8 protein-coding genes and 1 pseudogene are annotated in these 11,767 nt (G+C 52.1%); 5 read left to right on the plus strand and 4 right to left on the minus strand.

The features are described 5' to 3' along the window. Positions 1 to 20 precede the first annotated feature (20 nt). Positions 21 to 1,241, minus strand: a complete 1,221-nt coding sequence (gene fsr / locus D9736_RS14255; RefSeq protein WP_130223189.1) for a fosmidomycin MFS transporter — start codon at positions 1,239 to 1,241, stop codon at positions 21 to 23. Between the two features lie 217 nt (positions 1,242 to 1,458). Here fsr and ushA point away from each other — a divergent pair, with 217 nt between their 5' ends. Continuing rightward, positions 1,459 to 3,111, plus strand: a complete 1,653-nt coding sequence (gene ushA, locus D9736_RS14260; RefSeq protein ID WP_130258555.1) for a bifunctional UDP-sugar hydrolase/5'-nucleotidase — start codon at positions 1,459 to 1,461, stop codon at positions 3,109 to 3,111. A gap of 36 nt (positions 3,112 to 3,147) precedes the next feature. Here the strand turns inward: ushA and ybaK are convergent, their stop codons facing one another. Both ybaK and D9736_RS14270 read right to left on the minus strand, forming a co-directional pair. Continuing rightward, positions 3,148 to 3,627: a Cys-tRNA(Pro)/Cys-tRNA(Cys) deacylase YbaK gene (gene ybaK, locus D9736_RS14265; RefSeq protein WP_130215505.1), complete on the minus strand. Its 480-nt coding sequence runs from the start codon at positions 3,625 to 3,627 to the stop codon at positions 3,148 to 3,150. A gap of 202 nt (positions 3,628 to 3,829) precedes the next feature. Then, the gene (locus tag D9736_RS14270; protein WP_130258556.1) at positions 3,830 to 4,624 is read right to left on the minus strand and encodes a TraB/GumN family protein; all 795 of its coding nucleotides are present in this window, start codon (positions 4,622 to 4,624) and stop codon (positions 3,830 to 3,832) included. A gap of 49 nt (positions 4,625 to 4,673) precedes the next feature. On the opposite strand from D9736_RS14270, the pseudogene D9736_RS14275 reads away from it, so the two are divergent. Then, positions 4,674 to 4,751: pseudogene (locus D9736_RS14275) on the plus strand (addiction module antidote protein, HigA family); the annotation flags it as partial. A gap of 315 nt (positions 4,752 to 5,066) precedes the next feature. Here D9736_RS14275 and copA read toward each other — a convergent pair. After that, complete coding sequence (gene copA / locus D9736_RS14280; RefSeq protein WP_130258557.1) at positions 5,067 to 7,571, minus strand: copper-exporting P-type ATPase CopA; 2,505 nt, start codon at positions 7,569 to 7,571, stop codon at positions 5,067 to 5,069. Positions 7,572 to 7,832: 261 nt separating this feature from the next. Between copA and glsA the strand changes: the two genes are divergently transcribed. The 3 genes from glsA (at position 7,833) to D9736_RS14295 (ending at position 11,758) form a co-directional block, all read left to right on the plus strand. Further along, positions 7,833 to 8,765 (plus strand): glutaminase A, encoded by a 933-nt coding sequence (glsA, locus tag D9736_RS14285; protein ID WP_130223182.1) that lies wholly within the window; start codon positions 7,833 to 7,835, stop codon positions 8,763 to 8,765. Between the two features lie 2 nt (positions 8,766 to 8,767). Further along, a complete protein-coding gene (locus D9736_RS14290; protein WP_130206329.1) occupies positions 8,768 to 10,060 on the plus strand; it encodes an APC family permease in 1,293 nt (430 codons plus the stop codon). A 342-nt stretch (positions 10,061 to 10,402) separates the two neighbouring features. Then, positions 10,403 to 11,758 carry a TolC family outer membrane protein gene (locus D9736_RS14295; RefSeq protein ID WP_130258558.1) on the plus strand — a complete coding sequence of 452 codons (1,356 nt, stop codon included), beginning with the start codon at positions 10,403 to 10,405 and terminating at the stop codon, positions 11,756 to 11,758. Positions 11,759 to 11,767: the final 9 nt, after the last annotated feature.

Below are 11,767 nucleotides of genomic sequence, written 5' to 3' on the forward strand. Positions count from 1 at the left end.
TACCTTTGGCTGCCGGGAATTCAGGATTTATGCCGATTATCAGGTAAGAATATGGTCAACATGCCAAGAAGCGGCAGGAAAGCACATATTTTATAAACTAACTCGATACTGGTATGGTCGGCGATAAGCCCCAGAACTGCGGCTCCAAGGCCACCCATGCCAAAAGCAAAACCGAAAAAGAGCCCGGAAACCATGCCGATACGCCCCGGCAACAGCTCTTGTGCATAAACCAGAATGGCAGAAAACGCCGAGGCGAGGATAAATCCAATAATCACCGTCAAAACCCCCGTCCAGTGCAGGCTTGCGTACGGTAAAATAAGCGTAAAAGGCGCAACGCCGAGGATAGAGCCCCAAATTACATATTTTCGCCCAATCTTATCGCCAACAGGCCCGCCAATCACCGTCCCCGCCGCAACGGCAAATAAAAAGGCAAACAGATGAAGTTGGGCATTCTGGATGGATAATCCGAATTTTTCCATCAGATAAAAGGTGTAATAGCTGCTGATGCTCGCCATATAGAAATATTTCGAGAAAATCAGCACTAACAGTACGCAAACAGCCAGCACGACCTTATTTCGTGGCAGCGGATTGATTATTGGCGCTTTCGGCTTGCCTTTACTCATTCGGTGCTGCGCAGAGTACCAGCGGCTGATTTGCGCCAACACCACGATTGCCAGCAGTGCCGCCAGTACAAACCATGCAACGTTGCCTTTGCCATAGGGGGCGATGAGCACCGCCGCCAGCAAAGGTCCCAACGAACTGCCAAAGTTACCGCCGACCTGGAAGATGGATTGCGCCAGACCATGACGTCCGCCAGACGCCATACGTGCCACGCGGGAAGATTCTGGATGAAAGACCGACGAACCGGTACCGACCAGCGCCGCCGCCAGCAACACCGAGCCAAAACTGCCCGCCAGTGCCAGCAATACCAGGCCGCTTAAGGTAAAGCACATGCCAATTGGCAACGACCACGGCATGGGGTATTTATCTGTCCAGTAACCGACCACTGGTTGCAGCAGCGAAGAGGCGAGCTGGAAGGTGAGGGTTATCAGCCCAATCTGCATAAACGTCAGGGAAAACTCTGACTGTAAGAGCGGATAAATCGCCAGAATCAGCGATTGGATCATGTCGTTCAGCAGATGTGAGAGGCTGATAGCGCCTAAAATACCAAACGAAGTTCGGGCCTTGGTGGCCGACGCAGTCGCGCCTGCCACAGGCTGGGATTGTTCACTCATTGCCATAGGAAAGTCACTTTTTTAGAGTTGCGATGTAAAAATTTATCTTAATTGTGATTATTACCTGACTAACATACCTGCACGTGCCTTTTGAAGGAAGTCTCAATGTGGAAAACAGAATTTCCAATCTGGATGTAGATTTATCGTAACCGAACGCAGACTTGTCTATGATGTCGCGTCATACTAATTTTCAACACGTTATTATCTGGTCAGGGAGAGAAGTATGAAATTATTGCAGCGGGGTGTGGCATTAGCACTGTTAACCACATTGTCACTGGCGAGTGAAACTGCGTTGGCCTATGAGCAGGATAAAACCTATAAAATTACGGTTCTGCATACCAACGACCATCACGGTCATTTCTGGCGCAATGAATATGGCGAATACGGTCTGGCGGCACAAAAAACGCTGGTGGACGGTATTCGTAAAGAGGTCGCTGCTGAAGGCGGGAGCGTGCTGCTACTTTCTGGTGGCGACATTAATACCGGTGTGCCGGAATCCGATTTGCAGGACGCAGAGCCAGATTTTCGCGGCATGAATCTGGTGGGCTATGATGCAATGGTGATTGGCAATCATGAATTTGATAACCCGCTCACCGTATTACGCCAGCAGGAAAAGTGGGCAAAGTTCCCGTTGCTCTCTGCCAATATCTATCAAAAAAGTACCGGCGAGCGCCTGTTTAAACCCTGGGCGCTGTTTAAACGCCAGGATCTGAAAATCGCCGTTATCGGTTTAACAACTGATGAAACAGCGAAATTAGGTAACCCAGAAAACTTCACCGACATTGAATTCCGTAAACCTGCCGACGAAGCCAAACTGGTGATCCAGGAGCTGCAACAGACAGAAAAGCCGGACATTATTATCGCGGCGACCCATATGGGGCATTACGACAACGGTGAGCACGGTTCTAACGCGCCGGGTGATGTAGAGATGGCGCGCAGTTTACCTGCCGGATCGCTGGCGATGATTGTCGGCGGACATTCACAAGATCCCGTCTGTATGGCAGCTGAAAATAAAAAGCAGGTAGATTACGTTCCTGGTACACCATGCAAACCGGATCAACAAAACGGCATCTGGATTGTACAAGCGCATGAGTGGGGCAAGTACGTTGGTCGGGCCGACTTTGAGTTTCGCAACGGCGAAATGAAAATGGTCAACTACCAACTGATTCCGGTGAACCTGAAGAAAAAAGTCACCTGGGAAGACGGGAAAAGCGAGCGTGTGCTGTACACCCCGGAAATCGCCGAGAATCAGCAAATGATCTCGCTGTTATCGCCTTTCCAGAACAAGGGCAAAGCGCAGCTGGAAGTGAAAATTGGCGAAACCAATGGTCGTCTGGAAGGCGATCGTGACAAAGTGCGTTTTGTACAGACCAATATGGGACGATTGATTCTGGCAGCCCAAATGGATCGTACTGGTGCCGACTTCGCGGTGATGAGCGGAGGCGGAATTCGTGATTCTATCGAGGCAGGCAATATCAGCTATAAAAACGTGCTGAAAGTGCAGCCGTTCGGCAATGTGGTGGTGTATGCCGACATGACCGGTAAAGAGGCGATTGATTACCTGACTGCCGTCGCGCAGATGAAGCCGGATTCCGGTGCCTACCCGCAATTTGCCAACGTCAGCTTTGTGGCGAAAGACGGCAAACTCAACGACCTGAAAATTAAAGGCGAACCGGTCGAACCGGCAAAAACCTACCGCATGGCAACATTAAACTTTAATGCTACTGGCGGTGATGGTTACCCGCGCCTTGATAACAAACCGGGATATGTGAATACCGGCTTTATTGATGCCGAAGTGCTGAAAGCGTATATCCAGAAAAACTCGCCGCTGGATGCGAATGCTTATGAGCCGAAAGGTGAGGTGAGCTGGCAGTAATCTGAAAGTGCCGGATGCTCACATCCGGCACGATGCTTAATCGCGGCGAGCGATATCGGCAAATTTGGCATCGAGGATCTTCGCCAGATCGCTTGCCGCCAGTTCGATATCCAGCCCGCGTTTACCGCCGGAAACATAAATAGTGGCAAATTCTTGTGCGGGGGCGTCGATAATCGTCGGCAGACGTTTTTTCTGCCCTAGTGGGCTAATTCCACCAACCAGATATCCCGTTGAACGCTGCGCGACCATCGGATCGGCCATCTCTACTTTCTTGGCACCCAGCGCCTTTGCTACTTTTTTGAGATCTAATTGACCTGCGACTGGCGTGACGGCCACGGCAAGGTGTTTCATATCGCCGTTCACTGCGACCAGCAGCGTTTTGTAGACCTGATCCGGATTCAAACCTAATTTTTTGACGACTTCATCGCCAAAATTGGTTTCAGCCGGATCGTGTTCGTAGGTATGAACCTGAAAAGAAATTTTGTTTTTTTCGAGTAATTTAACTGCGGGTGTCATCGTAATTTTCCTGCCTCAAACAAAAAACGGAGAAAGCATACGCCTGATGGCGGCCCAAAAAAAAGTGTCATCTTGCCTAAGAGTATTGGCAGGATGGTGAGATTGAGCGACAATCGACTTACACCGTCGTTTAAAGCGACGGCATAATAATAAAAATATGAAATTCCTCTTTGACGGGCCAATAGCGATATTGGCCATTTTTTTAGCGCAACATTTGCGGCAAATTCCCTTCTCCATACAGATGTAAAGCTCCGACAGCGACCACATAGCGCCCCGGCGGCATGGCGCGTAATTTATCCCGCCAGGCGAGATTTCGCTGGTGCATCAGCACATCGTACAGCGACTGGCTAAACGTATTGGGCAGCGTTATTTCATTATTTTGCGGCGGCGCATTCAGCCACCAGCTCATCATTTGTTGCAGTAACCGTGCGTTGGTATGCCAGTGAGTCAGCGTATCGTCCAGCAGCGCCAGTCCTTTGTCGGGAAGCTGGAGCAACATGGCAATCTGTTTTTCAGCCCCTTCCAGTTCAATTACAGGTTTATGTTGTTGCTTCGCCGCCTGCAATAACTGGTAATCGATACCGTATTCTGCCCGCAGCCCCAGTTTTTGCGCCTGTGTCGCCTGAAGAACCATCGCGATTTGCCACAGCGGTTGAGTAGAAAAGAGTGAGGGAGAAATGCCCATCTCCAGGCTAATGTGCTGCAGATTTTGCAATTGTTCTTCGCTAATGCGCGCTTCCAGCGCCTCGCAGGCTGGCAAATTGGCAAAAGGCGTATCGCTGGTGGAAACATCCGCCTCGACGATCAGCGCATCGGCGTTTTTGAGCTTTTTGAGCAAACGGGTGGGCAGGGGAGCCATATCGTGACTCCCCATATGAATACTGCCAATCAGATGAAAATGGCGATTGCCGGGAAGAGAGATATCGATAGCAGGCCAGGTGTAATGATTACCGCGCAGCGCGGCCCAAAGCGTTTTTACCCGGTACAACAGATCCATACGACCTCCCTTTGTGAAATATCATGCTAGCGCGCGGGGAGGGATGGCGCAAATGGAGTTGAGACGGATTGAAACTGCGACCGAATATTTGGCACGCCGTGAAGAGCGTGCAAAAAAGATCGCGTAAGGCTAAAACATCGCTTCATCTCGTAGGTCGGATAAGGCGTTTACGCCGCATCCGGCATTCGATCACCATTGCCTGATGCGACGCTGGCGCGTCTTATCAGGCCTACAAACCTATGCCTGAACCGTAGGCCGGATAAGGCGTAAACGCCGCATCCGGCATCCGAGCACCATTGCCTGATGCGACGCTGGCGCGTCTTATCAGGCCTACAAACCAATGCCTGAACCGTAGGCCGGATAAGGCGTTTACGCCGCATCCGGCAGTCATGCGTCGATGCCAAATGCGCCGCCCTAAAGCAGCGCATCCGCAATGACGTACTTATTCCTTCGGTTTAAACCGCAGCAACCGGTTGGCGTTACTCACTACGGTAATCGACGAGAGCGCCATTGCCGCTCCGGCAACTACCGGGTTAAGCAGTGTTCCAGTGAAAGGCCACAAAATACCGGCGGCGACCGGAATACCGATACTGTTGTAGATAAACGCGCCGAGCAGGTTCTGCTTCATGTTGCGCAGCGTTGCGCGGGAAATAGCGAGCGCATCCGCAACCCCCATCAGGCTATGGCGCATCAGGGTAATCGCCGCGGTTTCAATGGCAACATCACTGCCGCCACCCATCGCAATACCGACATCCGCCTGGGCCAGCGCTGGCGCGTCGTTAATGCCGTCGCCCACCATTGCCACCTGACGTCCTTCACTTTGCAGACGTTTGATCGCTTCGGCTTTACCGTCCGGCAGCACCCCGGCAATCACTTCATCAATCCCCGCTTCTTTGGCGATTGCTTTGGCGGTGGTTGGGTTATCCCCGGTCAACATCACCAGACGATATCCCGCTTTATGCAGACGTTGCAGCGCCGCCACGCTATCGTTACGCAACGGATCGCGTACTGCCAGCAGGGCCACCGCTTTCCCGTCTACCGCCAGCAGCACAGGCGTTGCGCCTTGCGATGCCTGAGCAGTAATCTCCGCTTCGATAGCTTTGGTATCAACCTGTTGCTCATTTAACAACGCCTGATTACCCAGCAATAACGCATGACCTTCTGCTTCACCGCTCACGCCCAGCCCGCGCAATGTGCGGAAACCGTTGACCTGCGGCAGCTGCATATCGCCTGCTTTATCAAGGATCGCTCGTGCCAGCGGATGGCTGGAACCTTGCTCCAGCGCCGCCGCCAGACGCAATGCCTGCGCTTCATCAACATCAGCAAACGTTTTCACTGCGACAACCTGCGGCTTCCCTTCAGTCAGCGTCCCGGTTTTATCGAACACGACGGTATCGAGCGTACTGGCGCGTTGCAGTGCGTCGGCGTCCCGCACCAGCACACCAAACTCAGCCGCCCGCCCGACGCCGGAAATAATCGACATCGGCGTCGCCAGCCCCAGCGCACACGGACAGGCGATAATCAGCACTGTGGTGGCAATCACCAGGGTATAGACAATCTGCGGTGCCGGACCAAAGAAATACCAGATTGCCGCACTGATCAGCGCAATAACCACCACTACTGGCACAAATACGGCAGAGATTTTATCCGCCAGCTGGCCGATTTCTGGCTTGCTGCTCTGGGCCTGGCGCACCATACGAATAATCCGTGACAGCGTGGTATGGCTGCCAACCGCACTGGCGCGAAACAGCACGCTACCGTCCTGAACCACTGTCCCGGCATGGACGCTATCGCCTTCGCCCTTTTGCTGCGGGATAGGTTCGCCCGTCAGCATCGCTTCATCCAGCCACGCTTCGCCTTGGGTAATTTCACCATCTACCGGCACGCGGTCGCCCGTCGTCAGGCGCAGTAGCATGCCTGGCTGAACTTCCGCCAGCGGCACGCTTTTTTCACCTTCGTCAGTAACCAGGCGCGCCGTTGGCGGGGTTAAATCGAGTAATTTCTCCAGCGCCTTTGAAGAACGCTGACGTGCGCGTGCTTCCAGCATATGGCCGAGATTAATCAGACCGATAATCATCGCGCTGGCTTCGTAATAAAGATGCCGCGCTTCCATCGGGAACCACTGCGGCCACAGGTTGACGCTCATCGAATAGAGCCACGCCACGCCCGTACCCAGCGCCACCAGCGTATCCATCGTCGCCGCACCGTTGCGCAGGCTTTTCCACGCGCTGCGGTAAAAATGCCCGCCCGCGAAGACCATCACCGCCAGGGTTATCAGGCCGATAACTAACCACAGGCTGCGGTTGTCAGCGGTGACCATCATGTTATCGCCGATCATCCCCCAGACCATCACCGGGATACCCACCGCCAGGGCGACAATCGCCTGCCAGCGGAAGCGCTTCATTGTAGCGATGGCGGTTTCCTGCTGGCGCTCACGGCGTTTAGCGTCATCTTCAATCGCTTCCGCGCCGTAACCTGCTTTCTCCACCGCCTGGACTAAATCTTGTGGGGAGGCACTGCCCATCACCAGCGCAGTACGCTCCGCCAGGTTTACCCGTGCCTGGGTGACGCCCGGTACGCTTTGCAGCGCATTTTGTACGCGGGTGACACAGCTGGCGCAGCTCATGCCGCTCAGCAGCAACTGCTGGCTGTCATCGTCATCGGCGGTCGCTGCCGGAAGCTCATCAGAAACCGCTGTCAGTGCTTCCGACGGGATTGATGACTCCGCCAGCGGTTTAGCCTTTGGGTGGCTTACAGATGCGTCATAACCCGCTTGTTTGATGGTTTCGATCAGCTGTTCTGCACTTGCAGTGCCGGTAACGTGTGCTTCAGTGACAGACACATCCGCCTGCTCAACGTCCGGGCGCTGTTCGAGACTTTCTTTCACGCGTTTAACGCAGTGACCGCAGGACAGGCCGTCCAGGGTCAGGTCGATAGTTTGTGACATAACGTACTCCTTTAAGACAGTGTTGACTGACTGTGATAAAGGGTAAACCTTCCAGCAAGGGGAAGGTCAAGAAATTATTTATCAGCGAAATGAAAAGTCGGCAGAGATTAAAAAATTGGCGCAATTAGCATCAGAATTAGACATTTATCTCTTTGTTTTCCTTTATCTAAAGTACGGGTGCTAAGTTAAATCAGGATGCCTGAAAACTGGCATCGGGGTGAGGAAATACCTCCCGCATCTATAAAAAGGAGTTAACAAAAGATGTTAGATGCAAACAAATTACAACAAGCAGTGGATCAGGCGTACACCCAATTTCACTCACTTAGCGGCGGACAAAACGCCGACTACATCCCCTTTCTGGCGAATGTCCCCAGTCAACTGGCGAGCGTCGCTATCGTAACCTGCGATGGCAATATCTATAGTGCCGGTGACAGTGATTACCGCTTTGCGCTGGAATCCATCTCCAAAGTCTGTACGCTAGCCCTCGCGTTAGAAGATGTCGGCCCGCAGGCTGTACAAGATAAAATTGGCGCAGATCCCACCGGACTTCCCTTTAACTCGGTCATTGCCTTAGAACTTCATGGTGGCAAACCGTTATCACCGCTGGTTAATGCGGGGGCTATTGCCGCCGTCAGTCTGATTAAAGCCGAGAATGCAGAACAACGCTGGCAGCGAATTTTACATATTCAACAACAGATTGCAGGAGAACAAGTCGCGCTCTCTGACGAAGTCAACCAGTCGGAACAAACAACCAACTTCCATAACCGCGCTATTGCCTGGCTGCTGTACTCCGCCGGATATCTGTATTGCGATGCGATGGAAGCCTGTGATGTCTACACTCGCCAATGTTCCACGCTCATCAATACCGTGGAACTGGCGACGCTTGGCGCGACGCTGGCGGCGGGCGGTGTTAATCCGCTAAGTCAAAAACGCATTCTGCAGGCCGACAACGTGCCATACATTCTGGCCGAAATGATGATGGAAGGGCTGTATGGTCGCTCCGGTGACTGGGCGTATCGCGTTGGTTTGCCAGGAAAAAGCGGCGTTGGCGGCGGCATTCTGGCGGTCGTACCTGGCGTGATGGGGATTGCCGCGTTCTCCCCGCCGCTGGATGAAGACGGTAATAGTGTTCGGGGTCAGAAAATGGTGGCATCTGTTGCTAACCAACTCGGCTATAACGTGTTTAAGGGCTGATCATGATGAACGCGGAAGGTGATAACGGTAACAAACCCCTCGGGCTATGGAACGTCGTTTCCATTGGCATCGGGGCAATGGTGGGGGCAGGGATCTTTGCCCTGCTGGGGCAGGCGGCGTTGTTAATGGAAGCCTCAACCTGGGTCGCTTTTGCCTTTGGCGGCATAGTGGCGATGTTTTCCGGTTATGCCTATGCGCGACTTGGGGCGAGTTATCCCAGTAATGGCGGGATTATTGACTTCTTTCGCCGGGGATTAGGGAACGGCGTCTTTTCACTGGCATTATCCTTGCTTTACCTGATGACGCTGGCGGTGAGTATTGCTATGGTTGCCCGCGCATTTGGTGCTTATGCCGTGCAGTTTCTGCATGAAGGCAGCCAGGATGAGCATCTTATTTTGCTGTACGCGCTGGCTATCATTGCGCTGATGACTCTCTTCAACTCTTTAAGCAACCACGCGGTAGGTCGACTGGAAGTTATCCTCGTTGGCATCAAAATGATGATCCTGTTGTTGTTGATCATTGCGGGTGTCTGGTCGCTACAACCTGCGCACATTTCTGTCTCCGCGCCCCCCACTTCCGGCGCGTTCTTCTCCTGTATCGGGATTACCTTCCTTGCCTACGCGGGCTTTGGCATGATGGCGAACGCGGCGGATAAAGTAAAAGATCCGGCGGTCATTATGCCACGGGCGTTTCTGGTGGCGATTGGCGTTACTACGCTGCTTTACATCGCACTAGCGCTGGTACTGCTTAGCGATGTTTCGGCATTAGAGTTAGAAAAATATGCCGATACCGCGGTAGCGCAGGCCGCTTCTCCGCTGCTCGGGCATGTGGGGTATGTGATTGTGGTGATCGGCGCTTTACTGGCGACGGCTTCAGCCATTAACGCTAACCTGTTCGCGGTGTTTAATATCATGGACAACATGGGCAGCGAGCATGAGCTGCCGAAGCTAATGAATAAATCCCTGTGGCGGCAGAGCACATGGGGCAACATCATCGTGGTGGTGTTGATCATGCTGATGACGGCGGCGTTGAATTTAGGCTCGCTCGCCAGCGTCGCCAGTGCCACTTTTTTGGTCTGTTACCTGGCGGTGTTTATGGTCGCTATCCGCCTGCGTCATGATATCCACGCCTCGTTGCCAATCCTCATCGTTGGCACGCTGGTTATGTTGTTGGTGATCATCGGTTTTATTTACAGCTTGTGGTCCCAGGGCAGCAGTGCGCTGATGTGGATTATAGGCGCACTATTACTAAGCCTTATTGTGGCAATGGTAATGAAACGGAATAAAACGGTATAAACCTTCTTGTGCGCAGTGCTTTCTGCACTGCGCTTTTATTTTTTATCCTTAATTTAATCCCTTGCTTATGCTTTTAATAAATAATTCACACCAAAAAGATATATAGACGATAAAACTGTGATTTCTATCACTTCTTATCGTGGATTATTCTTAACGAGGATGATGGTAAACTAAAAGTCGTAGTGTATTCTTAATAAATAAAGTATAAGCTTTTTCACTGCATTTCTTTTAATGGGGGAAGTAAAAACAAAAGAGATGCACAAGTTATTACCCTTCTTAAATAAAATGATGCTGGTTATAAAGATCAGTTAAAATAATGACCTGGAAGGAAGTGACTTATCTATGGCGCGATTACAATTAAAAAACCGTAAAAATAAAGGTCTGATATTTTTAATCAGTTTTATTGTGATGGGTGGAGACGCGCTTGCTGCGCCATTACCGCAATGGGCGAATGCCCCTGCGGTTACGCCGGTTGCCAGTTTATCGTTACAGGAAAGCATATTGCGTGCCTTTGCGCGAAACCCCGACGTCACCCAACAGGCGGCGCAGATAGGTATTGGTGAAGCGCAAATCGATGAAGCCAAAAGCGCCTGGTATCCGCACATCGGTTTAACGGGTAATGCGGGGCCTTCCCGGCAAACGGACTCCAGCGGCAGGCTGGATAACAACGTTTCTTATGGCATAACCCTGACGCAGCTGGTGTATGACTTTGGTAAAACCAGTAACGATATCAAACTGCAAACTGCCGCTCGTGACAGCTACCGCTTTAAATTGATGGCAACCTTAACCGACGTAGCCGAAAAGACGGCGACGACCTATATGGAAGTCAGTCGTTATCAGGCTTTGTGCGACGCAGCGCAACGTAACATTCACTCTCTGGAAAACGTCTACAACATGGCCGCACTACGCGCCAACGCCGGGCTTAATTCATCATCCGATGAGTTACAGGCGCAAACGCGTATAGCGGGAATGCGCTCGACGCTGGAACAATATCAGGCACAGATGACAAGCGCCAAAGCACAGCTGGCGGTGCTCACAGGCGTACAGCCGGAGGCGATAGCTTCGCCGCCAGCCGCATTAGCCGAACAGCCAGTGTCGCTAAAAAATATCGACTATCAGTCCATCCCGCTGGTACTGGCGGCAGAAAACTTACGCCAGTCTGCCCAGTACGGCGTGGAAAAAACTAAATCGCAATACTGGCCTACGCTCAGTATTCAGGGCGGCAAAACGCGCTACCAGACCAGCGACCACTCGTATTGGGATGATCAGTTACAACTGAACGTCAACGCGCCGCTGTATCAGGGCGGCGCGGTTTCAGCCCAGGTGCAACAAGCCGAAGGGCAACAAAAAATCTCTGCCTCGCAGGTTGAGCAGGCAAAATTGGACGTGCTTCAACGAGCGTCGGTGGCGTATGCCAACTGGACTGGCGCAAGGGGTCGTGAAGAGGCTGGGTTAGCGCAATCTGAAAGTGCGCACAAAACGAGAGATGTGTACCAAAATGAATATAAATTGGGTAAACGCAGCCTGAATGATCTATTAACCGTCGAGCAAGATGTCTTTCAGGCGCAATCGGCTGAAATAAATGCCAATTATGATGGCTGGGTCGCCGCAGTGAATTATGCCGCTGCGGTTAATAACCTTATTCCATTAGCGGGAATTAAACAGGGCTTATACAACGACTTACCCGACTTGAAATAATCCTGCCAT

This window comes from Escherichia sp. E10V10, from assembly GCF_004211985.1.
Classification (GTDB): domain Bacteria; phylum Pseudomonadota; class Gammaproteobacteria; order Enterobacterales; family Enterobacteriaceae; genus Escherichia.

Bases quoted from the DNA above. Each gene is read 5' to 3' on its own strand.
- D9736_RS14270 (WP_130258556.1), bottom strand. From the start codon at position 4,624: ATGGATCTGTTGTACCGGGTAAAAACGCTTTGGGCCGCGCTGCGCGGT.
- fsr (WP_130223189.1), bottom strand. From the start codon at position 1,241: ATGGCAATGAGTGAACAATCCCAGCCTGTGGCAGGCGCGACTGCGTCG.
- ushA (WP_130258555.1), top strand. From the start codon at position 1,459: ATGAAATTATTGCAGCGGGGTGTGGCATTAGCACTGTTAACCACATTG.
- D9736_RS14295 (WP_130258558.1), top strand. From the start codon at position 10,403: ATGGCGCGATTACAATTAAAAAACCGTAAAAATAAAGGTCTGATATTT.
- ybaK (WP_130215505.1), bottom strand. From the start codon at position 3,627: ATGACACCCGCAGTTAAATTACTCGAAAAAAACAAAATTTCTTTTCAG.
- glsA (WP_130223182.1), top strand. From the start codon at position 7,833: ATGTTAGATGCAAACAAATTACAACAAGCAGTGGATCAGGCGTACACC.
- D9736_RS14290 (WP_130206329.1), top strand. From the start codon at position 8,768: ATGATGAACGCGGAAGGTGATAACGGTAACAAACCCCTCGGGCTATGG.
- copA (WP_130258557.1), bottom strand. From the start codon at position 7,571: ATGTCACAAACTATCGACCTGACCCTGGACGGCCTGTCCTGCGGTCAC.